The sequence below is a fragment of the Ideonella sp. B508-1 genome (assembly GCF_000333615.1).
Taxonomy (GTDB): domain Bacteria; phylum Pseudomonadota; class Gammaproteobacteria; order Burkholderiales; family Burkholderiaceae_C; genus Ideonella.
In genome coordinates this window covers 23,184-44,820 of sequence record NZ_BADL01000126.1, presented here as the reverse complement: position 1 = coordinate 44,820, position 21,637 = coordinate 23,184, and the positions used below count along the sequence as shown (strand labels likewise).

The following is a 21,637-nucleotide window of genomic DNA, read 5'->3' as shown; positions in this document are numbered from 1 at the left end:
AACAAGCCCCCGGCCCACCCCCGGTGCTCGGGGGCAAAAGCGTCGCCGATCAGCGACAGGCTTTTTCGCTGCAGCGCAACAATTCAGCCAAGTGCTTGATGCACAAGGCTATTTGTCCTGTCGCTCGTCGGCGACAGGGGCCCCGCCCTCGTCGCCATCCGGCGACTCGCCGCGGAACAGGCCGGGCGTCAGGCCATGCTTTTGCAGCAGACGGTAGAACTCGGTGCGGTTGCGCTCGGCCAGCCGGGCGGCGTCGGCCACCTGGCCGTCGGTCAGCTTGAGCAGGCCCACCAGGTAGTCGTGCTCGAAGCGGCGCTTGGCCTCGGCAAAGGGCAGCACCTCCACCGTGGGCACCCGCAACGCCCGCTGCACCAGGCTCAGCGGGATCAGCGGCGCGGTGGCCAGCGCGCAGAGCTGCTCCACCACGTTGTGCAGCTGGCGCACATTGCCCGGCCAGGCGGCGGTGCTCAGGGCGCTCAGCGCGTCGGGGGCAAAGCCGTTCAGGCGCTTCTGGTACTTGGCCGCCAGGCGCTGCAGAAAGTGCTGGGCCAGCAGCGGGATGTCCTCGCGCCGCTCGGCCAGGGTGGGCAGGGTCAGCGTGACGACGTTGAGCCGGTAGTAGAGGTCCTCGCGGAACTCGCCGGCGGCCATGGCCGCGTCCAGGTCGCGGTGGGTGGCCGAAAGAATGCGCACATCCACCGGCACCGACTGCTGGGCGCCCACGGGCCGCACCTGGCGTTCCTGCAGCACCCGCAGCAGCTTGACCTGCAGCGTGGGCGGCATGTCGCCGATCTCGTCCAGGAACAGGGTGCCGCCGTCGGCGCTCTGGAACAGGCCGCGGTGGTTGGCCACCGCGCCGGTGAAGGCCCCCTTGACGTGGCCGAAGAGCTCGGATTCCAGCAGGGCCTCGGGGATGGCGCTGCAGTTGACCGCCACGAAGGGCCCCTTGGCGCGCGGGCTGGCGCGGTGGATGGCGTTGGCCAGCAGCTCCTTGCCGCTGCCGCTTTCGCCGCGGATCAGCACCGAGGCATCGCCCGCGGCCACCAGCCGGGCCTCGGCCAGCACCTCGTCCATCACCGCCGAGCGGCTGACGATCTCGGCCCGCCAGGCCTCGCCCGCCTCGTTGGTGCGGGGCGTGGCCGCGGCTGAGACGGCCAGGGCGCGGTCCACCGCGGCCATCAGCTCCTGGCCGTCGAAGGGCTTGGTGAGGTAGCTGAAGACGCCGCGCATGGTGGCGTCCACCGCGTCGGGAATGGTGCCGTGCGCGGTCAGCAGGATGACCGGCAGGCCGGGGTAGCGGGCCTGGATGGCGTCATAGAGCCTGAGCCCATCCATGCCGGGCAGGCGCACGTCGCTGAGCACCAGGCGCGGACGCGCCAGCTCCAGCCGGGCCAGGGCCTCCTCGGCCGTGGCGACCGCCGTCACGGCATGGCCGGCCGCGCCCAGGCGCAGCGACAGCAGGCGCAGCAGGTCCGGGTCGTCGTCGACCACCAGGATGGGAGTCTTGGTCTCGCTGTTCGTCGCGGCGCTGGGCATGGGCGTTCCTCGGGGCGGCGTTCAGGGACGCTTGGGGCCCAGCGAGCGCTCGATGGCCTTGAGGGCCTCGAGCTTTTCGCTGAGCTGGTCGATGCGGCGCTGGCTGTCGCGCTGTTGCTGGTTGAGCCGGTCGGCCTGCTCCTCCAGCCGACGCTGTTCGGCCGCGCGGCCGGCCAGCAGCCGGGCCCAGGGCGCCCAGGCCGCGGCCTCATCGCCGCTGGCCTTGCCCACGGCCTCCAGCAGGCCCTGGGCGCGGGCGGCGTCGCCGGGGTTGCGGGTGTGCAGCAGGGCCAGGCCCAGCTCCACCTGGTGGGCCGGCGTGGGGGTGTCGGCGCTCAGGCGGGCGATGCGCGCAGGCAGCGGCTCGCCGGTGGCGTTGCGCAGTTCGTCCTGCCACTGCAGCAGGCTGCGGCCCGCGAGATCGCGGTCGCTGTGGGTGGGCGCGCTGGCGGCCGGCGCGCAGGCCGGTGCGGGCGCGCTGGCGGGCACGGGCTCGGCCACGGGCCCCTGCGCGGGGGGCGGTGGCAGGCTGTCGCAGCCGGACAGCGCCAGCAGCAGGCCCATCAGGCCCGGCAGCAGCAAGCTTGGAACCCGGGCGGGGCGGCGGAACAGGAGGATCGGGTCAGGCATGGGGAGCTCGGGATGTGCGGGTGTCGCCCAGGGGCAGCAGGATGCGGAAGGTGGCGCCGCCCGGGCCGGGCTGCAGCGCCACGCTGCCGCCGTGGGCGGCCACCTGCTCGCGCACGATGGACAGGCCGATGCCGCTGCCGCGGGGCTGGTCCTCGGGCTGCAGGCTGCCACGGAAAAAGGGGTCGAAGATGTGCTCGCGGTCGGGCTCGGCCACGCCGGGACCGCTGTCCTGGATCTCCAGCGCGGCCTGGTCGCCCTCGCGCCAGAGCCGCCAGCGGATCTGCCCGCCTTCGGGGGTGAAGCGGATGGCGTTGATCATCAGATTGCCCAGGGCCATGCCCAGGCGGTCGGGGTCCACGGGCGCCTCCAGGCGCTCGCCGCCGGTCACCTCCACCGCGATGCGGCGGGCCTGCCAGCTCAGGCGCTGGGCCTCGACCACGCCCTCGACCAGGCTGCGCAGCCGGGTGGGCCGGCGCTGCAGGCGCTGGGCGTCGAAGGCGGCGGCGTTGTAGCGCAGCAGGTCCTCGATCTGCTGCTGCAGCACCGCGGTGTTGTGGCGCAGGATGCCCACGATCTCGGCCTGCCCGGCGCTCAGCGGCCCGCCCACGCCCTCCTGCAGCAGCGAGGCGCCCTCGCGCAGCGCGGCCAGCGGCGTCTTCAGCTCGTGCGAGGTGTGGCGCAGGAAGCGGTCCTTGTCGGCGTCGGACTCGATCAGGCGCCGACGCAGCCAGTCCAGCTGATGGCCCAGGCGAGCCAGGTCGGAGGGCCCGGAGATCTCCACCGGCTCGGCCATGCGCCCCTCGCCCAGGGCGGTGATGGCGCGGCCCAGCTGGCGCAGCGGCCGGGTCAGCCACAGGCCGAAGGCCAGGGCCGCCAGCGCCACCACCACGATGGCCACCGCCACCTGGCGCACCAGGCGGGCCCGCTGGGATTCCAGCGCGTCCTGCACCGCCTGGTTGCGCTCGGCGATGCTGCGCTGCACCTGCACCGTCAGGCGCCGCGTGCCCTCGCCCAGTTGCTCGAAGCCCTGGCTCAACGCCTGGTCGCGCTCGGGCGAGCCCAGGCCGGACTCGTCCAGCTGGCGGCGGATCTGGCCGGCCGCGCCCAGCCAGTGGCGGGCCAGCGGGGCGGTGGGCTCGAAGTCGACCAGCGGCTGCATGGCGTTGCGGGCCTCGCGCACCGCGGCGTCATAGCGCTGGCGCAGCGCCGGGTCGCCCAGCACCAGGTACTGGCGGGCGGCACGCTCCATGTCGGTGGCCCGGTCGCCCAGGCCGCTGACGGCCAGGTTCAGCGCCACCGCCTGCTGGGCGGCCTCGCGGCTCTTGGCCATCAGACCCTGCAGCGCCTGCAGGCCGCTGAGCGACACCGCGCCGAGCGCGGCGGCGGTCAGCACGAAAGCCAGCAGCAGCAGTTGGCGGAAGGAGGTGCGCAGGACCAAGGCAGGTGGGCTCCGCCGTGGAGCCGTGTGAAGCAGCCGGCAGTGTAGGCCGGCCGCGCCGGCCCGGGCGTGACCAGGGGCGACGCCGACTTGCGACAATGGCCCCCACAACCGCATTCACACCCCTTCCCATGCAACAGCGTGTCCTGACCGGCATCACCACCACCGGCACCCTGCACCTCGGCAACTACGTGGGCGCCCTGCGCCCGGCCATCGAGGCCAGCCGCGAGCGCGGCGTGGAGAGCTTCTTCTTCATGGCCGACTACCACGCGCTGATCAAGTGCGACGACCCGGCCCGCATCGAGCGCTCGCGCCTGCAGATCGCCGCCACCTGGCTGGCCGCCGGCCTGGACACCGAGCGCGTGGTCTTCTACCGCCAGAGCGACATCCCCGAGATCCCCGAGCTGTGCTGGCTGCTGACCTGCGTGACCAGCAAGGGCCAGATGAACCGGGCCCATGCCTACAAGGGCGCGGTGGACGCCAACACGGCGGCCGGCGAGGAGCCCGATGCCGGCGTGACCATGGGCCTGTACTGCTACCCCATCCTGATGGCCGCGGACATCCTGATGTTCAACGCCCACCGCGTGCCGGTGGGCAAGGACCAGATCCAGCACATCGAGATGGCGCGCGACGTGGCCACCCGCTTCAACCACCTGTTCGGGGCCGGCGAGGCGTTCTTCGTGCTGCCCGAGGCGCAGGTGGACGAGACCATGGAGCTGCTGCCCGGCCTGGACGGCCGCAAGATGAGCAAGAGCTACGACAACGTCATCCCGCTGTTCGAGGGCGGCGAGAAGGCGCTGCGCGAGGCGATCGCCCGCATCGTCACCGACAGCAAGCTGCCCGGCGAGCCCAAGGACCCGGACAGCGCCCACCTGGTCACCATCTTCGACGCCTTCGCCACGGCCGAGGAGCGCGCCGCCTTCCGCGCCGAGCTGCGCGCCGGCCTGGCCTGGGGCGAGGCCAAGACCCGCCTGTTCGAGCAGATCAACCGCCAGATCGGCCCGATGCGCGCGCGCTACGACGCGCTGATGGCCCACCCGGAGGAGATCGAGGCCATCCTGCAAAAGGGTGCCGAGCGCGCCCGCGCCCTGGCCCGCCCGCTGCTGGACCGCCTGCGCCACGCGGTGGGCCTGCGCCGCTTCCAGCCCCTGGCCGCCAGCGCGGCGCCGGTGGCCAAGGCCAAGACCGCCCTGCCCGTCTTCAAGCAGTACCGCGAGGCCGACGGCCAGTTCTACTTCAAGCTCAGCGCCCACGACGGCCGCGTGCTGCTGCAGAGCCAGGGCTTTGCCGGTGGCCGCGAGGCCGGCGAGTGGGTCAAGCGCCTGAAGCTGGAGGGCGCCGCCGCCCTGGCCGGTGCCCCGGTGAGCCTGGGCGAGGACGTGCAGGCCGAGGAGGTCGGCCTGGCCCTGGCGGCCCTGCAGCAGGCGGAAGTTTGATCTGCATCTCGCCTTGCCCCCCGCACAGGGGATTGCCGAACTGAGGCCGGCCCCCTAGCCTGCGGGGCGCATCAACACCCTGAGGGGCCCATGGATACTCCGGTTCGGCTGGTGTTCGCCGGCACCGTGCGCGATGGCTTCGATCGCGCCACCGTTCAGCAGAAGCTGGGCGCCTGGCTCAAGCTGGACGCCCCCCGGCTCGAGACGCTGTTCTCCGGCCGTTCGGTGGTCATCAAGCGCGGTCTGCCGGCCGAGGAAGCCGCGGCCTGGGTGAAGCGCTTCGCGACCCTGGGCGCCGAGCTGAAGGTCGAGCCCGACACCCCGATGCCGGCCAGCGTGCGCCCCACGCCAGCCCCTTCCGCGGTGCCCTCGGCCCCTGCGGCCACAGGCGCCCCTGCGGAGCCCGCGCTGTCCCTGGTGCCCACCGAGCCCCCGGCCACACCGCCGCAGGCCGAGCCGCCCATGCGCCTGGCGCCGGACCCCGCCAGCCTGGATGAGGTCACCTGCCCCACCTGCGGCGAGCGCCAACCGCGCCGCATCCTGTGCCGCCAGTGCGCCACCGACCTCCCCCGCGCCCTGGCCGCCCAGGAGGAACGGCGGGCGGCCGAACGGGCCGAGCGCGTGGCCGCGGCCCGGGCCCGGCGCGGCCTCAAGCCCCTGCCCGACCCGGCGGCCGAGCGCTTCCAGACCACCGAGGATGAAGTGCCGCTGCTGGGCCGCAGCTTCGACGGCCGCCTGGGCCGCATGAGCTACCTGGCCGGCAACCTGATGGCCTGGGCCGGCATGGCGCTGAGCTTCTTCCTGCTGATCAAGTGGCCGGGCTGGATGACCGGCCTGCTGCTGCTGGGCGTGGTGATCTGGGTCATGTTCTTCAGCTGGCGCCTGACCACGCTGCGCATGCACGACTTCAACCGCAGCGGCTGGTGGGCCCTGCTGTTCGGCCTGCCGGTGATCGGCCCCATCCTGAGCATCGTCATCATGCTGGTGCCGGGCGACGAGCACCCCAACGACTACGGCGAACCCCAGCGCGAGCGGCACTCGGGCCTGGCCATCGCCGCGGTGGTGGTGCTGGGCCTGTCGCTGAGCCTGAGCCTGCACGCGAGCAAGCGCTGGATGGAACGCATCTCCGACGACGAGGAGGCGGCACGGGCCGAGCAGGCCAACCGGCCCAAGGTCACGCTCGAGTCGGTGCTGGGCAGCCCGGAAGCGGTGCGGGCCTTCAACCGCCAGTACGTGACCGGGCGCGGTCACCGCGCCTTCGCCCGCTCGCCCAGCGGCGCCGCCTGGGGTCTGCGCACCGATGCCGCCTCGTCCGACGAGGCCGCCACCGACGCCCTGCGCCAGTGCAACGGCCGCCGCCCCGAAGGCGGCGTGGCCTGCCAGCTGGTGCACCTGGACGAGGACTGGGTGCTGCCGGAAGACTGAGCCCCGGCCCGGCCGCGCCCTCAAGACCCGCGACAGGCCCCAGGGCGATGGGCCGCCCCCCGTTGGCGGTCGCGACGGCGGCGCCAGCCGGTCCAGATGAGCACGGCCGGCAACAGCCCCCCCAGACAGGCCAGGAGCCGCCCCGCCTGACCAAACGCCTCGCCGTTGTGCAGGGGGTGCAGCCAGCGCCGCAGGGCATCGCCGGCCCCCTCTTGCGCCGGGTCCTGCACACCGCGCAGGGCCCCGCTGCAGGCGTCCACCCAGACATAGGTGGCCGGAAAGCGGGCACTGGGCTCGCCCGGCTGCTGCAGCCGCACCCGGATCAGGTCCTGGCCGGTGGCCGGGGTGTCGATCCAGCGGGGGCGGCCCTGCGGAAAGCGCAGCCGGGCCACGGCCAGGGCGACATCCAGTCCAGCCCCCCCATGCAGAGGATCGCAGGCCGGCACCGCCGCCGCAGGTGCGGGGGCCGGATGGGACCAGGGCCGCAGCAGCAGCGCCACGGTGTCCGGCCAGGCCAGGGCCGTCCCGGTGGCCATGAGCACGGCCAGCAGCCCGGCGCCATAAAGGCCGGTGAGGCGGTGCTGGTCCCAGCTGCGGCGGGGCCGGGCGGCGCCGGCCTTGGCCCACCAGGCCGTGCGCCACTGCGCGGGGCTGCGCGGCCACCACAGCACCAGGCCGGTGAGCAGGGCGGCCAGGCCCCACAGGCCCAGCAGGCCGACCACGGTGCGGCCGGTGGCGCCGGCCAGCAGGGTGTAGTGCAGGTCGTAGAGCCAGGTCATGGCGGTGTCGCCCCAGAAGCGCCGGGCCAGGGGCTGCAGGGTGCGCGGGTGCAGCGTGACCAGCCAGGGCGCGAAGAAGGCGCCTGCCCGCTCCGCCGGTCGGTACAGCCGCGCCGTCACCATGCCGCCCGGGGACGGCGGCAGCTCGATGCGCCAGGCCGTGCCCCGCTCGGGCGCCTGGGCCACCAGGGCCTGCCACACCGGCTGCCAGGCGGTCACGGCGCCGTCCCGCGGTGTCCAGGCCAGGGCGGGGTTGAGCTGCTCGTCCAGCGCCGGGTAGTAGACGAGCAGGCTGCCGCTCAGGCCCAGCAGGGCCAGCAGCAGCCCCAGCGGCCAGCACAGGCGGGCATGCCAGCGCCGCCAGCGCTCCCGCGCCTGAAGGGCCGCGGCCATCAGAAGCGCACCCGCAGGCTGCCCTGGACGTTGAAGCCCTCCACCGGGGAATGCAGGCGCTGGCTGCCATCCCACCAGACGTAGCCGGCGCGCTCGTCGCTCAGGTTGTTGAGGGCCAGGGTCCAGTCCACATCGGGCTGCATCTGCCAGTCCAGAGCCAGGTTGACGGTGGTCGCGCCACCCCAGCGTCCGGTGCTGTTGCTGCGCTCCAGGTAGTAGCGGGTCTGGCCCTGGTAGGACAGGGAGAGCCTCAGATTGGGGCGGGCCTGCCAGTCCAGCCCGCCGTTGTAGAGGACATGGGAGACGTGGTCGAGCTCCTTGCCGGCGGTGTCGGGCGCGTCGGGTGCCGGTGTGGTGATGCGGGCCCGCTGCAGGCTCAGGCCCGTCCAGGCCTGCCACTGTGGCGTCAGGCTGGCCTGCAGCTGCAGATCCAGCCCCCGGCGGCGGGTGGCGCCCACGTTCTCGGAATCGCCGCTGGGGTCGTTGAGCCGGCGGTTGACCTCGTCGGTGGCCAGCTGCTGCCAGACGGCCAGCCGCCCCTGCAGGGCCTCCAGGGGCTGGAACTTCCAGCCCAGCTCCCAGCCGGTGTTGCGCGAGGGCGCCAGATCGGCCTGCCGCGGCGGGATCTTGTAGCTGGCCGCGCCCACGCCGATCTGGAAGGTGCGCCCCCAGTTGGCATAGAGGCTGTGCCCGGGAACCAGTGTCCAGACGGTGCTGAGCTTGGGCTGGTGGATCAGGCCGTAGTGGTTGATGTCGGCCTCGGTGCCGGTCAGCCGGTTCTCGAAATGGCCGCCCACCGAGTCGATCCGCCAGGCCGGGACGATGCGCCAGGCGGGGGTGGGCTGCCAGAGCGCCTGCAGAAAGCCGCCGGTGGTGTCCAGGGTCCAGTGCTGGTCGCGGGTCTGGCTGCTGCGGCTGCGCTCGACGGTGAGGTAGCGCTGGCTGTCGTTGCGCTGGTGCTCCAGGTCCACACCGGCCTCCAGGGTCAGCCTGGCCGGCAGCAGGCGCCAGCTCCATTGGCTGCGCAGGCCGGTGTGCAGTTCCTGGCTGTCACGCTCCTGCTGGGAGGTGGTGGCGGAATAGCGCACCCAGCGGCTGTCGTCGTAGTGGTTGACCCAGCTCTTGAGCGACCAGGACAGGTCCGGGGCCCACTGGCCGTCCAGGTGGAGGCTGGCCTGGCTGACCTGGCGGTTGCCGCCATCGGTGGCGGAGATGGCGTAGGACATGTCGGGGTGGTCGACGGCATCCTGGTCGTCCAGGTAGCCGGGCTCCTGGGCTCGCTGGCTGTGGTGCCGCAGGATCAGGCCCAGGCGCCAGTCCGGATCGGCCTGCCAGAACCATTTGCCGGCCAGGGTGAGCTGGTCGGCGCTGGCGTGGTCCCGTGCGCCATCGTCGTGGCGCAGGGCCAGGGCGGTGTTCTGGCTCCAGTCGCCGCTTTCCATGGCGGTGGTCCACTGCAGATCGGCCAGGCCATGGCCGCCGGTGGCCAGGCGCAGGTCCTGCCCCTGCCCGCCGATGCGGCTGGCCACGTCCACATTGCCCGCGATGTTGTAGAGGCCGTAGCGGGCGTCGTTGGTGCCCCGCACGGTGGTGATGGTCGCCACGTCCAGCGGGGTGACGAGGTCCAGGTAAGGCATGTTGCCGTCATTGCTGTTGGACGGGATGCCGTCGAGCAGCAGCTTGACGGCGTTGACCTCGCCTTCGCCGTTGAAACCGCGCATGGAGATCTTGCCGGAGGTGGTGCCCTGGTTGAAGTTGGTCAGCTGGATGCCCGGCACGCGGCTGAAGATCTCCCAGGCATGGCCGATGGTGGTGTCCGACAAGGTATCGCCCCAGACCACGTCCACCGAGCTGAGCACCTGGCTGGCGGAGACCGGGCCGGTGGCACGGCCCGTGACCTCGACGCGGCCGATCTCGAAGGTGGTGCCGGCCGGCGTGGCCGTGGAGGGGGCCTGGGCCTGGGCGGGCAGTGACAGGGCGCAGGCCGCAGTGGCGATGAGGGACAGGGATGGCCGGCGCAGGACGGCCACGCCATGGAAGTGATGCTTCATGGTGACAACAAAGGCAGCAGCCCGCCGGGCATGCGCACGCAGGCGCGCCCAGCAGGCGGATCAAAGGGGAATGCGGGGAAGAAGGCCCGCGTCAGGCGGGCAGGCCGTGGCCCGGCACCGGGGGTGCGCGCGGCTGGGCGGTGCGCCAGACGGGCAGCCGGTACGGCGCCTGCAGGAACAGGCGGGGCAGCGCATAGGCCAGCACCCACACCACGGGCGCCAGGGCGGGGGGCTCGGCGGGCCAGACCAGCGGCGCATGGCCGAGGCTGCAGAGCTGGCATTCACCGGCGGCAGGCGTGCCGCCGCCGTCGTGGTCATCGTCGGTCCGGGCCGCGATGATCTTCATGCCGGTGCTGGTGCAGATGACCAGGCCGGGGGCCTGCCCGCTCGCACGCTGGAGTTGCAGCCCGAGCGGCATCAGGGCCGAGCACAACAGGCCCAGCCCCACCAGCACATGCAGCAACCTGGCCCAACGTGACGACATGGCCGGGATTCTAGAAAGGACCGGCGCCCGATAATCGCTGCGTCGACTCTTTGTGGCTTTGGCCCCTCACCGCCTTGACCTTGCCCCACGTGACCCTGGCTGACACCCTCCCGGCCCTGCTGAAGGCCCGCGTGGCCCTGTCCCCGCAGGGCGAGGCCTACCGGGCCTTCGACCCCGCCACCCAGCGCTGGGCATCCCTGAGCTGGGCCCAGGCCGGCGAGCGGGTGGGCCGTTGGCGCGACGCCCTGGCCGCCATGCCCCTGCCCGAAGGCGGGCGGGTGGCCATCCTGCTGCCCAATGGCCTGGATGCGATGAGCATCGACCAGGCTGCGATGGCCCTGGGTCTGGTGCCGGTGCCGCTGCACGCCATCGACAACCCGGGCAGCATCGGCTACATCCTGGCCGACAGCGCGGCCTCGCTGCTGGTGCTGGAGACGCGCCGCCAGTGGGAGGCCATCCTGCACACCGGCGCCATCCTGCCGGCGCTCAAGGCCGTGGTGGTCACCGGCGACCTGACCGCCAGCCCGGAGGACCTCTCCCGCCTGCCCTCGGCCCATGTGCCGGTGCTGGGCCTGGCCGACTGGCTGGCCGCGGGCCGGCCCTCGGCCGACCGCCCCGGCCCGGGGCCGGAAGACCTGGCCGCCATCGTCTACACCTCCGGCACCACCGGCCGGCCCAAGGGCGTCAAGCTGAGCCACCGCAACGTGGTGGCCAACCTGACCGCCGTGCTGCAGTGCGTGGCCCCGACGCCGCAGGACCGCTTCCTGTCCTTCCTGCCGCTGTCGCACACCTTCGAGCGCACGGTGGGCTATTACCTGCCCATCGCCACCGGCAGCTGCGTGGCCTACGCCCGCTCGGTGGCCGAGCTGCCGCAGGACATGCTGGTCCAGCGGCCCACCGTGCTGGTCTCGGTACCGCGCATCTACGAGCGGGTCTACGCCAAGCTGCAGGAGGTGATGGCCGCCTCGCCGCTCAAGGCTCGGCTGATGAACTGGACCATCACGGTGGGCTGGAGGCGCTTCCGCGCCCGCCAGGAACTGCCGCCGGACGCCGACGGCGCCCCGCGTCTGCTGGACGCCCTGGTCTGGCCGCTGCTGTCGCTGCTGGTAGCGCGGCCGGTGCTGGCCCGCTTCGGCGGGCGCATCCGGGTGGCGGTCAGCGGTGGCGCGGCCCTGCCCGCGGCGGTGGCCCGCACCTTCCTGGGCCTGGGCCTGCCCATCGTGCAGGGCTACGGCATGACCGAGACCTCGCCCATCGTCTCGGCCAACCGGCTCGAGAGCAACGACCCGATGAGCGTGGGCCGGCCCCTGCCGGGCGTGATGGTGCGCATCGGCGAGAACCGCGAGCTGCAGGTCAAGGGCCCCTCGGTGATGCAGGGCTACTGGCACCGCGACGAGGACACCGCCCGGGTGCTGACCCCCGACGGCTGGCTGTGCACCGGCGACCAGGCCGAGATCCTGGACGGACGCATCTACATCCGCGGCCGCATCAAGGACATCATCGTCACCTCCACCGGCGAGAAGATTCCGCCGGTCGACCTGGAACAGGCCCTGTGCGAGGACCCGCTGATCACCCAGTGCTGCGTGGTGGGCGAGAACAAGCCCTTCATCGGCGCGCTGGTCGTGATGCAGGAGGACGAATGGCGGCGACTGGCCTTCAGCCTGGGCCTGGACTGGCAGGACCCGGCCAGCCTGCGCAGCAGCGTGGCGCACGAGGCGGTGCTCAAGCGCCTGGCCCAGCGCGCTGCCGGCTTCCCGCGCTACGCGGTGCCGCGCGCGGTGGTGCTGAGCCTGGAACCCTGGACCATCGAGAACACCCTGCTCACGCCGACCCTCAAGCTCAAGCGCCAGAACCTGATGGCCCGCTTCGAGAATGAGCTGCAGGCACTGTACGCGTCGCGCTGAGCTGGCGCGTTACGAGCTCCATGCTGCTTGTTGTCTTTTCCGTTCTGACGCTGCTGGTGTCGACCACGCTGGTGCACTACGAGGTGCTCAGCCGCATCGACGCCAGATTGCCCCAGCTGCGCATTCCCAGCCGCAGCAAGCTGATGGTGGTGATGCTGGCCGCCTTCGTGGCCCATGCCCTGGAGATCGCGCTCTACGGCCTGACGCTCTACACCCTGCAACGCCTGGGGATGGGCAGCCTGACCGAGTCGGGGCGCCCCGAGTGGGGCAGCAGCCTGTACTTTTCGGCCGAGACCTTCACCTCGCTGGGCTTCGGCGACCTGGTGCCGGTGGGCCCGCTGCGCATGCTGGCCGGGGCCGAGGCGCTCAATGGCCTGGTGCTAATCGGCTGGTCGGCCTCCTATGCCTACCTGGCCATGGAGCGCTTCTGGCGCGAGGCGCGGCCCTCGGACGACCGCTGAGCCGCGGGCCCGATCATCCCGCCATGGCCTGGCGCACCGCCTGGTCCCAGCGCGCCATGCGTTCGCGGGCCTGATCACGCGGCAGCGTGGGCTCGAAGCGGCGCTCCACCCGCCACTGGCCAGCCAGGGCCTCGGGCCCGTCCCACACGCCGGTGGCCAGGCCGGCCAGGTAGGCCGCGCCCAGCGCGGTGGTCTCCACCACGGCCGGCCGCACCACCGGGATGCCCAGCAGATCGGCCTGGAACTGCATCAACAGGTCGTTGACGCAGGCGCCGCCATCCACCCGCAGCTCGCTCACGGGTTCGCCCCCGGCGGCCGCCACGTCCTGGCCCATGGCCTGCAGCAGCGCCGCGCTCTGGAAGGCGATGCTCTCCAACGCGGCGCGGGCGATGTGGGCCACGGTGCTGCCGCGGCTCAGGCCGACGATGGTGCCGCGGGCCTCGGTGTCCCAGTAGGGCGCGCCCAGGCCGGTGAAGGCGGGCACGAACATCACGCCGCCGGCGTCGGGCACGCTCTCGGCCAGGGCCTGCACCTCGGAGCTGGCGCTGATGGCGCGCAGGCCGTCGCGCAGCCACTGCACCACCGCCCCGCCGATGAAGACGCTGCCCTCCAGCGCGAACTGGGGCGCCTGGCCCGGCGCCGCCGCCGCGGCGGTGGTCACCAGGCCGTGGGTGCTGGCCTGGGCCTGGCCGCCGGTGTGCAGCAGCATGAAGCAGCCGGTGCCGTAGGTGTTCTTGGCGATGCCCGGGCCGAAGCCGGCCTGGCCGAACAGGGCGGCCTGCTGGTCGCCCGCCATGCCGGCCACCGGCACGGGCGCGCCCAGCAGGTGGGCCTCGGTCTGGCCGAACAGGTGGCTGCTGGGGTGGACCTCGGGCAGGGCCTCGGGCGGCAGGCCCAGGGCCAGCACCAGGGCCTCGTCCCAGCCGCCCTGGGCCAGGTTGTACATCAGCGTGCGCGAGGCATTGGTCACGTCGGTGGCATGCACCCGCCCGCCGGTGAGCTGCCACAGCAGCCAGCTGTCGACCGTGCCGAAGGCCAGCTCGCCGCGCGTGGCGGCTTCGCGCACGGCGGGCACCTGGTCGAGCAGCCAGCGCAGCTTGCTGGCGGAGAAGTACGGGTCCAGGCGCAGCCCGGTGCGCTGGCGCACCTGGGGCTCCAGCCCGGCCTCGCGCCAGGCGCTGCAGATGGCCTCGGCCCGCCGGTCCTGCCAGACGATGGCGCGGTGCAGCGGCTCGCCGGTGCGGCGGTTCCAGACCACCGTGGTCTCGCGCTGGTTGGTGATGCCGATGGCGCGCAACTGGCGGGCCTCGAGGCCGGCCCGGGCCAGGGCTTCGCGGGCGGTGGCCCACTGGCTCTCCCAGATCTCCATCGGGTCGTGCTCGACCCAGCCGGGCTGGGGAAAGATCTGGCGGAATTCGCGCTGGGCCATGGCGACGATGTGGCCGCGCTCATCGAACACGATGCTGCGCGAACTGGACGTGCCCTGATCGAGGGCCAGGATGTGGCTCACGGCGTGTCTCCTTGTCTGGTGCGTCTGTGGCGTGGCGCGCGATGGCAGGACCGGTGGCTCAGGCCGAGGCCAGCTCCAGCTGCACGCCCGCCTCGGCCAGCAGGGCCGGGAAGGGCTCGGGCGGCGCGGCATCGGTGAACAGCAGGTCGATCTGGTCGACCCGGGCCAACTCCACCATGGCCGGGCGGTTGAACTTGCCGTGGTCGGCCACCAGCCAGACCTCGCGGCTCTGCTCGATGATGACCCGCGCCACCATGACTTCGCGGTAGTCGTAGTCGCGCAACGAGCCATCGGTCTCGATGCCCGAGATGCCGATGATGCCGATGTCCACCTTGAACTGGCGGATGAAGTCCACCGTGGCCTCGCCGACGATGCCGCGGTCACGGTGACGCACCACGCCGCCGGTGACGATGACCTCGCAGTCGGGGTTGTCGGCCAGGATGCGCGCCACGTTCAGGTTGTTGGTGATGACCCGCAGGCCCTTGTGCTGCAGCAGCTCGCGGGCCACCGCCTCGTTGGTGGTGCCCAGGTTGATCAGCAGCGAGCAGCCATTCGGCACCCGCGCCGCCACCACGCGCGCGATGCGCCGCTTGCCCTCCGCGTTGAGCGACTCGCGCTGACGGTAGGCGATGTTCTCGGTGGTGGAGTGCGGCAGGCGCACGCCACCGTGGAAACGCGCCAGCAGGCCGGCCTCGGCCAGCAGCTTCACATCCCGGCGCACCGTCTGCAGCGTGACGTTGAAACGCTCGGCCAGGGCCTCGACCGTCACCGCGCCACGGGCACGCACCTCGTCCAGCAGCTGGGATTGGCGGGGATTGGGGGTCATGGACTGCATTGTCCACCGCCCCAAAACGAAAACAAACGATGCAATTCACATTGCAAACGATCAAATATTTGGTTAAAAAGGAAAATATAGGAACAGGCTCGCACCCTTCCGGGGCCCTTTCAACCTCAGGAGACACCGCTTGCCCAACGCCTCGTCCGCACCGGCCAACCCCGGAGCCACCACCGCTGCCCCGCTGGACTGCGACGTGCTGGTCGTGGGCGGCGGCATCAATGGCTGCGGCATCGCCCGCGACCTGGCCGGCCGCGGCTGGCGCGTGGTGCTGGCCGAGCAGGACGACCTGGCCGCGCACACCTCCTCGTCGAGCACCAAGCTGATCCACGGCGGGCTGCGCTACCTGGAGTACCGCGAGTTCTCGCTGGTGCGCAAGGCGCTGCAGGAACGCGAGGTGCTGCTCAAGAGCGCGCCACACATCATGTGGCCGCTGCGCTTCGTGATGCCGCACGACCCGGCCATGCGGCCGGCCTGGCTGATCCGCCTGGGCCTGTTCCTGTACGACCACCTGGCCCGCCGCGAGGTGCTGCCCGGCTCGCGCGGCGTCGACCTGCGCCAGCACCCGGTGGGCGCGCCGCTGCAGGACCGCTTCAGCCGCGGCTTCGTCTACTCCGACGGCTGGGTGGACGACGCCCGCCTGGTGGTGCTCAACGCCATCGACGCCCGCGCCCACGGCGCCCGGGTGTTCACCCGCGCGCGGGTCAGCAACGCCCAGCGCGAGGCTCAGGGCTGGCAGGCCACGCTGGCCCAGGCCGATGGCCGCCAGTGCCAGGTGCGGGCCCGCGCGCTGGTGAACGCCGCCGGCCCCTGGGCCGAGCGCTTTCTGCGCGAGACGGCCCGGCCGGCCGGTCACGAGGCCCTGGCCACCAAAAGCCTGCGCCTGGTCAAGGGCTCGCACATCGTCGTGCGGCGCTGCTTCGAGCACGACCACGCCTACATCTTCCAGAACCCGGACAAGCGCATCATCTTCGCCATCCCCTACGAGCGGGACTTCACCCTGATCGGCACCACCGACCAGGAGATCCACGGCGACCCGCGTGGCGCGGCCATCACCGAGGACGAGATCGCCTACCTCTGCGCCCAGGCCAGCCGCTACTTCAAGCGCGCCGTCACGCCGGCCGACGTGGTCTGGACCTATGCCGGCGTGCGGCCGCTGCTGGACGATGCCTCGGGCGACCCCTCGGCCGTCACGCGCGACTATCTGCTGGAGCCCAACCACGAGGGCGCGCCGCTGCTGAGCGTGTGGGGCGGCAAGATCACCACCTTCCGCAAGCTGGCCGAGGATGCCGCCACCGAGGTCGGCCAGATGCTGGGCGAGGCCCGCCAACCCTGGACCGAAGGCGCCTTCCTGCCCGGCGGCGATCTGCGGGACTGGATCGGCCCGGCCCGCCGCCCGGACACCGATTTCGAGCGCCTGGTGCAGACCCTGGGCCAGCGCCACCCCTGGCTGCCCGGCCCGCTGGCGCGCCGCCTGGCGCGGGCCTACGGGGCCCGGGTGGGCGCGCTGATCGGCGAGGCCCGTTCCCTGGCCGGGCTGGGCGCCGAGGTGGCGCCGGGCCTGCACGAGGCCGAACTGCGCCTGTTGCAGCGCGAGGAATGGGCCCAGGACGCCGACGACGTGCTGTGGCGGCGCAGCAAGCTGGGACTGCACTACACCCCGGAAGAGCGCCAGCGCGTGCGCGACTGGCTGCGGCAACACCCTGGGGGCAGCGGCGGCCTCCCCCAAGACTGCCCGCCGTGCTCGGTGGCGGCAGACCCGCCCTGAAGACGCGCTGACCGCGCCCGATCACGGCACGTGGCGAATCACTGCGCGTGCCAGAGCGCCGCGAAGAAGTGGCAGGTGCTGCCGCCCAGCACGAACAGGTGCCAGACGAAGTGGGCGTAGCGCACCCGGTTGTCGAGCATGAAGACCACCGCGCCCAGGGTGTAGCTGAGCCCGCCGATCACCAGCCAGAGCAGGCCGGAGACGGCCATCTGCGCCACCATGGGCTTGAGCGCGAACAGCGCCAGCCAGCCCATGGCCACATACAGGCCGGTGGACCACCAGGGGTGGCGCAGCCGGTCCAGCAGCTTGACCGTGACCCCGGCCACCGCCAGCGCCCAGATCACGCCCAGCAGCCACCAGCCCCCGTGCTCGCGCAAAGCCCCCAGGGCAAAGGGGGTGTAGCTGCCGGCGATGAAAAGGTAGATGGCCGCATGGTCGGCCCGGTTCATCCACAGCTTGGCACGCCCGGCCGGCAGCGCGTGGTAGACCGCAGACACCAGGTACAGCAGCATCATCGTGCCGGAGAACACGCTGACGGCGACCAGATTGAGCGTGCCGCCCCCCTGGCGCTGGGCCTGCCAGAGCAGAATGGGCAAGGAGGCCACGGCCAGCAAAAAGCCCAGGCCATGGCTGATCGCATTGGCGATCTCCTCCCCCAGGGTCTGGGGGCGGTCGGCGGTGAGGGACGCGGTGCGCATGTGTTCATTGTGCACCGCAGCGAAAACCATGTCCCCTCTCGGCATCAGGGTTTGTGGCCGATGGCGAAGTAGATGCAGCCCATCCAGGTGCTGTGCACCTGCAGGTCCGGCAGCCAGCGGGCCAGGTGCTGCCAGGGCTGGTGCAGCCGGTCCAGCGTGGTCAGCGAATAGAGCGCCGCGCTGAAGACCCAGGCGTTGGCGGCCCAGGCCCAGGCCGGCGCCCATTCCAGCCCGCAGGACACCACCGTGGCCCCGGGGCGCAGATGGTCCATCACGGCCGACAGGGCTTCGGGCTGCTGCAGCAGATCGTGGGCGAACTGGAACAGGGCGGCATCGGCCTGCAGCCCCTGTGGCCAGCCGGCATGCTGGACATCGGCCTGGCAGATCTGTACCTGGGGCCAGCCGGCCTCGGTGCAGCGCTCCTGTGCCCGCCGGGCCATTTCGGGGCAGGGCTCCAGCCCCCAGACGCGCCCTTGCGGCCCCACCTGCTCGGCCAGCAGCGGCAGGCTCAGGCCGGTGCCGCAGCCCAGGTCCAGCACCTGCTGGCCCGGCTGCAGCCCCAGCAGGGCCACCGCCTCGCGCCGCAGGGGTTCGAAGGGCGCCAGCTCCGCGTCATAGAAGGCCGCGCGCTGGCGGTAAAGCGCCTGGGCGCGCGCCAGATCCGGCGCGCCCGGCGGCGATGGGGATGCGGTGACTGGGGCCATGGCGGATCCTCCCGAAGCCTGAGCTTCAGGCCGAGCTGCCTGGCTTGTCCAGTCGACCGCCTGATCCTCGTCAACCCGTGGGGGTGTGCCGAGGGAAAGTCCCAGGCTTACTTGGCCGTGGGCATCACGAACTCGGCGCCCTTGGCGATGCTGTTGGACCAGCGCTGCATGATGCTCTTCTGCTTGGTGTAGAAGCGCACGCCCTCTTCGCCGTAGGCGTGCATGTCGCCGAACAGGCTCTTCTTCCAGCCGCCGAAACCGTGCCAGGCCATGGGCACCGGGATAGGCACGTTGATGCCCACCATGCCCACCTGCACCCGGCGACCGAACTCGCGCGCCACCTGGCCGTCGCTGGTGAAGCAGGCCACGCCGTTGCCGTACTCGTGGGCGTTGACCAGGTCCAGCGCCTCGGCGAAATCCTTCACCCGCACGCAGGCCAGCACCGGGCCGAAGATCTCTTCCTTGTAGATGCGCATGGCCGGGGTGACGTGGTCGAACAGCGTGCCGCCGGTCCAGAAGCCCTTCTCGTGGCCGGCCACCGTGGTGCCGCGGCCATCCACCACCAGGGTGGCGCCCTCAGCCACGCCGGCCGCGATGTAGCCCTCGATGCGGTCACGCGCCTCGCGGGTGACGATGGGGCCCATCTCGGCGTCCAGCTCCATGCCGTTCTTGATCTTCAGCGTCTTGGCGCGCTCGGCCAGCATCGGGATGATCTTGTCGGCCACGTCGCCCACCAGCACCGCCACCGAGATGGCCATGCAGCGCTCGCCGGCCGAACCGTAGGCCGCGCCGATCAGCGCGTCCACCGCCTGCTCCAGGTTGGCGTCGGGCATCACCACCATGTGATTCTTGGCGCCGCCCAGGGCCTGCACGCGCTTGCCGTTCTTCGCGCCGGTCTCGTAGATGTACTGGGCGATCGGGGTGGAGCCGACGAAGCTCACCGCCTTCACGTCCGGGTGGTTCAGCAGCGTGTCCACCGCCAGCTTGTCGCCCTGCACCACGTTGAAGACGCCATCGGGCAGGCCGGCCTGCTTGAGCAGCTCGGCAATGAACAGGCTGGGCGACGGGTCGCGCTCGCTGGGCTTCAGGACGAAGGTGTTGCCGGTGGCCAGGGCCATCGGGAACATCCACATCGGCACCATGCAGGGGAAGTTGAAGGGCGTGATGCCGGCCACCACGCCCAGGGGCTGGCGCAGGGTCCAGTTGTCGATGCCGGTGGAGACCTGGTCGGTGAAGTCGGTCTTGAGCAGCTGCGGTGCGCCGCAGGCGAATTCAACGATCTCGATGCCGCGGGTCACCTCGCCCTGGGCGTCGGTGAAGACCTTGCCGTGCTCGGCAGTGATCATGGCCGCCAGGGTGTCGCGGTGCTGGTTCAGTAGGGCCAGGAAGTTGTTGAGCACACGGGCGCGGCGGATCGGCGGGGTGTCGGCCCAGGCCGGGAAGGCGGCAGCGGCGGCAGCCACGGCGGCGTTCACGTCCTCGGCGCTGGCCAGCTGCACCTGGCAGCTCACCACCCCGGTGGCGGGGTTGTAGACGGCCTGGCTGCGGCCGCTGCTGGCGGGCACCGGCTTGCCGCCGATGAAGTGGCCGATGTCGGTGCTGCGGGTGAAGGCTTCAGGGGCGCCCATGGCGGTCTCCGGTGTGTTCTGAAAGGCCCTCAGTCTAGGCAGCGCCCGGCCTGGCGCCAATGCCCAGATTCTGGAATCATTGTTCACTGAAATGAACAATGAACCCCTGCGCGCCGACGCCTCCCGCCCCCTGGGCAGCCTCTGGTCCCACGTCCACGCCCTGACCGTGCTGGGCGAGGCCGGCAGCTACACCGCCGCGGCCCGCCGCCTGGGCCTGAGCAAGGCGGCCATGAGCCTGCGCATCAGCGAACTGGAGGCCGCCGCCGGTGTGCCCCTGGTGCGCCGCACCACCCGCAGCGTGCGCCTGACCGAAGCCGGCCGCCAACTGGCCGACAGCACCCGCCCGGCCTTTGCCAGCATCGCCGAGGCCTTTGCCGGCGTGCACGACCTGGCCGGCCAGCCGCGCGGCCTGTTGCGCCTGACCGCCCCGGTCGCCCTGGCCCGGCAGCAGCTCTTTCCCCGCCTGCCGACCTTTCTGCAGGCCTACCCCGAAGTGCGCCTGGAACTGGACCTGTCCGACCGCCTGGTGGCCCTGGCCTCCGAGGGTTTCGACCTGGCGCTGCGCCACACCGACCACCCGCCCGAAACCCATGTGGCCTGGGCCCTGTGTCCCACCGAGACCCTGCTGGTGGCCAGCCCCGGCTACCTGGCCGCCCAGGGCACACCGGCCCACCCGGCCGACCTGGCCCGGCACCGCTGCCTGTTCTACCCCCGGGCGGACGAGGCCCCGGGCTGGAGCTTTGAGCCCGATGGCGGTGGCGAGCGGGTGACGGTGGGCATTGCCGGGCCGCTGGCGGCCAACAACAGCGAGGCCCTGCGCGAGGCCGCGCTGGCCGGCCTGGGCATCGCCCTGCTGCCGGACTTCAGCATCCAGGCGGCCTTGCGTTCGGGCGCCTTGACGCCGGTGCTGCCCGGCTGGCGGCCGGTGGGGGTGTTCGGTGGCCATCTGTGGGCCATCCGGCCGCGCACCGCCCAGGTGCCGCGCACAGTGCAGCTGCTGGTGGAATTCCTGCGCCAGGCCTTCCAGGACGGCTTTCGCCCCTGAGGGATCCGACCAAAAAAAACGACCCACCCCCTGCGGGGCAGGTCGCTCAAGTCCTCCAAGAGGACGTCGTTGGGACCGGGGGAAGCGCCAACGCGCTTCGATGGGCATCACTGTAAGGAAATTCCGCTTTTGCGGTATCCCTCTGAAGAGGGACACCCCGCGCGGCGTGACAATGTCACGATGGCAGCTTCAATTCCCACCACCCCGTTGTCCGACGCCGACATGGCCGCGCTGGAATCCGCCCTGGATGCCCTGCCCGCCCCGCTGGAGCCGCTGGACCTGTCGATGCTGGACGGCTTCCTGGCCGGTGTGCTGCTGCAGCCCACCCCCGTGCCCGAGGCCGAGTGGCTGCGCCACGTCTACGACGCCGATGGCCGGCCGCTGCCCAAGGGCGTGGACCCGGCCCCCATCGCCAACCTGGCCCGCCGCCGCCATGCCGAGCTGAATCGCGCCATCCACGGCCGCCAATGGTTCGACCCCTGGGTCTTCGAGCTGGAAGACGAGGACGGCGACGAGATGGACCCCTTGGCCACGGTGATGCCCTGGGCCGCCGGTTTCGCGCTGGCGATGGAGTTCTTCCCGCAGCTGATGCGGCAGGACCCGCAGCAGGTCATGGAGCCGCTGGCGGCCATCTACCGCGCCTTCGACCCGGACGATCTGGAAGACGCCGACGAGCTGCTGGCCACCATCGAGGAGCTGGAGCCCCCGGCGGATCTGGAGGAAGCCGTGGAGGCCCTGGTCAGCAGCACGCTGCTGCTGGCCGATGTGACGCGCCCGCAGTCGGGCCAGCCGCGCACCGCGGGGGCCCGCCGCAGCGGCCCTCGGCCGGGCTCAGGGGCCAAGGCCCCGGGCCGTCCGGCGCCCCGTGGCCCGGGCAGCGGCCCGCGCAAGCCGGGCCCCAAGCACTGAGGT

At 72.0% G+C, this 21,637-nt stretch carries 18 protein-coding genes; 7 read left to right on the top strand and 11 right to left on the bottom strand.

The window, feature by feature from the left end; all coding sequences use genetic code 11:
- Positions 1-108: 108 nt before the first annotated feature.
- From I73_RS05665 to I73_RS05655, 3 genes are read right to left on the bottom strand one after another with little or no spacing between them, the layout of a single operon-like run.
- Positions 109-1,536 (bottom strand): sigma 54-interacting transcriptional regulator, encoded by a 1,428-nt coding sequence (locus I73_RS05665; RefSeq protein WP_051049045.1) that lies wholly within the window; start codon positions 1,534-1,536, stop codon positions 109-111.
- A gap of 21 nt (positions 1,537-1,557) precedes the next feature.
- Entirely contained in the window at positions 1,558-2,166 is a 609-nt protein-coding gene (locus I73_RS26185) for a hypothetical protein (RefSeq protein WP_051049042.1), read from the bottom strand.
- Positions 2,159-3,604: an ATP-binding protein gene (locus I73_RS05655; RefSeq protein ID WP_022979729.1), complete on the bottom strand. Its 1,446-nt coding sequence runs from the start codon at positions 3,602-3,604 to the stop codon at positions 2,159-2,161. The genes I73_RS26185 and I73_RS05655 overlap by 8 nt, the downstream gene beginning before the upstream one ends.
- Before the next feature lie 131 nt (positions 3,605-3,735).
- Between I73_RS05655 and I73_RS05650 the strand changes: the two genes are divergently transcribed.
- Together I73_RS05650 and I73_RS05645 are read left to right on the top strand one after the other, a co-directional pair.
- Positions 3,736-5,040 (top strand): tryptophan--tRNA ligase, encoded by a 1,305-nt coding sequence (locus I73_RS05650; RefSeq protein WP_022979728.1) that lies wholly within the window; start codon positions 3,736-3,738, stop codon positions 5,038-5,040.
- 90 nt (positions 5,041-5,130) lie between these two features.
- The gene (locus I73_RS05645) at positions 5,131-6,465 is read left to right on the top strand and encodes a DUF805 domain-containing protein (protein WP_148289691.1); all 1,335 of its coding nucleotides are present in this window, start codon (positions 5,131-5,133) and stop codon (positions 6,463-6,465) included.
- A 20-nt stretch (positions 6,466-6,485) separates the two neighbouring features.
- Here I73_RS05645 and I73_RS05640 read toward each other — a convergent pair whose 3' ends face one another.
- The 3 genes from I73_RS05640 to I73_RS05630 all read right to left on the bottom strand — a co-directional run bounded on the left by I73_RS05640 (position 6,486) and on the right by I73_RS05630 (position 10,172).
- Positions 6,486-7,637, bottom strand: coding sequence for a PepSY domain-containing protein (locus I73_RS05640; protein WP_022979726.1), 1,152 nt, complete (start codon positions 7,635-7,637; stop codon positions 6,486-6,488).
- Positions 7,637-9,688 carry a TonB-dependent receptor gene (locus I73_RS05635; protein WP_022979725.1) on the bottom strand — a complete coding sequence of 684 codons (2,052 nt, stop codon included), beginning with the start codon at positions 9,686-9,688 and terminating at the stop codon, positions 7,637-7,639. Before I73_RS05635 ends, I73_RS05640 begins: the two co-directional genes overlap by 1 nt.
- A 91-nt stretch (positions 9,689-9,779) precedes the next feature.
- Positions 9,780-10,172 carry a DUF2946 family protein gene (locus tag I73_RS05630; protein ID WP_083876565.1) on the bottom strand — a complete coding sequence of 131 codons (393 nt, stop codon included), beginning with the start codon at positions 10,170-10,172 and terminating at the stop codon, positions 9,780-9,782.
- Between the two features lie 74 nt (positions 10,173-10,246).
- On the opposite strand from I73_RS05630, the gene I73_RS05625 reads away from it, so the two are divergent.
- Together I73_RS05625 and I73_RS05620 are read left to right on the top strand one after the other, a co-directional pair.
- Entirely contained in the window at positions 10,247-12,076 is a 1,830-nt protein-coding gene (locus I73_RS05625; protein ID WP_026096351.1) for a long-chain fatty acid--CoA ligase, read from the top strand.
- 20 nt (positions 12,077-12,096) lie between these two features.
- Positions 12,097-12,537, top strand: coding sequence for a potassium channel family protein (locus I73_RS05620; RefSeq protein WP_022979722.1), 441 nt, complete (start codon positions 12,097-12,099; stop codon positions 12,535-12,537).
- Between the two features lie 13 nt (positions 12,538-12,550).
- On the opposite strand, the gene glpK is transcribed toward I73_RS05620, so the two are convergent.
- Positions 12,551-14,047: a glycerol kinase GlpK gene (gene glpK, locus I73_RS05615; RefSeq protein WP_022979721.1), complete on the bottom strand. Its 1,497-nt coding sequence runs from the start codon at positions 14,045-14,047 to the stop codon at positions 12,551-12,553.
- A 58-nt stretch (positions 14,048-14,105) separates the two neighbouring features.
- Positions 14,106-14,873 carry a DeoR/GlpR family DNA-binding transcription regulator gene (locus I73_RS05610; RefSeq protein ID WP_026096350.1) on the bottom strand — a complete coding sequence of 256 codons (768 nt, stop codon included), beginning with the start codon at positions 14,871-14,873 and terminating at the stop codon, positions 14,106-14,108.
- 139 nt (positions 14,874-15,012) lie between these two features.
- On the opposite strand from I73_RS05610, the gene glpD reads away from it, so the two are divergent.
- On the top strand, positions 15,013-16,650 hold the full coding sequence (gene glpD, locus I73_RS26180; RefSeq protein ID WP_022979719.1) for a glycerol-3-phosphate dehydrogenase: 1,638 nt from the start codon (positions 15,013-15,015) through the stop codon (positions 16,648-16,650).
- Positions 16,651-16,688: 38 nt separating this feature from the next.
- Here the strand turns inward: glpD and I73_RS05600 are convergent, their stop codons facing one another.
- The 3 genes from I73_RS05600 to I73_RS05590 form a co-directional block, all read right to left on the bottom strand.
- Entirely contained in the window at positions 16,689-17,348 is a 660-nt protein-coding gene (locus tag I73_RS05600) for a hemolysin III family protein (protein WP_022979718.1), read from the bottom strand.
- Between the two features lie 44 nt (positions 17,349-17,392).
- Positions 17,393-18,052 carry a class I SAM-dependent methyltransferase gene (locus I73_RS26175; protein ID WP_022979717.1) on the bottom strand — a complete coding sequence of 220 codons (660 nt, stop codon included), beginning with the start codon at positions 18,050-18,052 and terminating at the stop codon, positions 17,393-17,395.
- Between the two features lie 107 nt (positions 18,053-18,159).
- Positions 18,160-19,680, bottom strand: coding sequence for a CoA-acylating methylmalonate-semialdehyde dehydrogenase (locus tag I73_RS05590; protein ID WP_022979716.1), 1,521 nt, complete (start codon positions 19,678-19,680; stop codon positions 18,160-18,162).
- 91 nt (positions 19,681-19,771) lie between these two features.
- Between I73_RS05590 and I73_RS05585 the strand changes: the two genes are divergently transcribed.
- Entirely contained in the window at positions 19,772-20,725 is a 954-nt protein-coding gene (locus I73_RS05585) for a LysR family transcriptional regulator (RefSeq protein WP_022979715.1), read from the top strand.
- 180 nt (positions 20,726-20,905) lie between these two features.
- On the top strand, positions 20,906-21,634 hold the full coding sequence (locus I73_RS26170) for a YecA family protein (RefSeq protein ID WP_022979714.1): 729 nt from the start codon (positions 20,906-20,908) through the stop codon (positions 21,632-21,634).
- Positions 21,635-21,637: the final 3 nt, after the last annotated feature.

What these genes read in the sequence shown, in the direction of transcription:
- I73_RS05665 (WP_051049045.1), bottom strand. Translation starts at nt 1,536, where the DNA reads ATGCCCAGCGCCGCGACGAACAGCGAGACCAAGACTCCCATCCTGGTG.
- I73_RS26185 (WP_051049042.1), bottom strand. Translation starts at nt 2,166, where the DNA reads ATGCCTGACCCGATCCTCCTGTTCCGCCGCCCCGCCCGGGTTCCAAGC.
- I73_RS05650 (WP_022979728.1), top strand. Translation starts at nt 3,736, where the DNA reads ATGCAACAGCGTGTCCTGACCGGCATCACCACCACCGGCACCCTGCAC.
- I73_RS05645 (WP_148289691.1), top strand. Translation starts at nt 5,131, where the DNA reads ATGGATACTCCGGTTCGGCTGGTGTTCGCCGGCACCGTGCGCGATGGC.
- I73_RS05640 (WP_022979726.1), bottom strand. Translation starts at nt 7,637, where the DNA reads ATGGCCGCGGCCCTTCAGGCGCGGGAGCGCTGGCGGCGCTGGCATGCC.
- I73_RS05635 (WP_022979725.1), bottom strand. Translation starts at nt 9,688, where the DNA reads ATGAAGCATCACTTCCATGGCGTGGCCGTCCTGCGCCGGCCATCCCTG.
- I73_RS05630 (WP_083876565.1), bottom strand. Translation starts at nt 10,172, where the DNA reads ATGTCGTCACGTTGGGCCAGGTTGCTGCATGTGCTGGTGGGGCTGGGC.
- I73_RS05620 (WP_022979722.1), top strand. Translation starts at nt 12,097, where the DNA reads ATGCTGCTTGTTGTCTTTTCCGTTCTGACGCTGCTGGTGTCGACCACG.
- I73_RS05610 (WP_026096350.1), bottom strand. Translation starts at nt 14,873, where the DNA reads ATGACCCCCAATCCCCGCCAATCCCAGCTGCTGGACGAGGTGCGTGCC.
- I73_RS05600 (WP_022979718.1), bottom strand. Translation starts at nt 17,348, where the DNA reads ATGCGCACCGCGTCCCTCACCGCCGACCGCCCCCAGACCCTGGGGGAG.
- I73_RS26175 (WP_022979717.1), bottom strand. Translation starts at nt 18,052, where the DNA reads ATGGCCCCAGTCACCGCATCCCCATCGCCGCCGGGCGCGCCGGATCTG.
- I73_RS05590 (WP_022979716.1), bottom strand. Translation starts at nt 19,680, where the DNA reads ATGGGCGCCCCTGAAGCCTTCACCCGCAGCACCGACATCGGCCACTTC.
- I73_RS05585 (WP_022979715.1), top strand. Translation starts at nt 19,772, where the DNA reads ATGAACAATGAACCCCTGCGCGCCGACGCCTCCCGCCCCCTGGGCAGC.
- I73_RS26170 (WP_022979714.1), top strand. Translation starts at nt 20,906, where the DNA reads ATGGCAGCTTCAATTCCCACCACCCCGTTGTCCGACGCCGACATGGCC.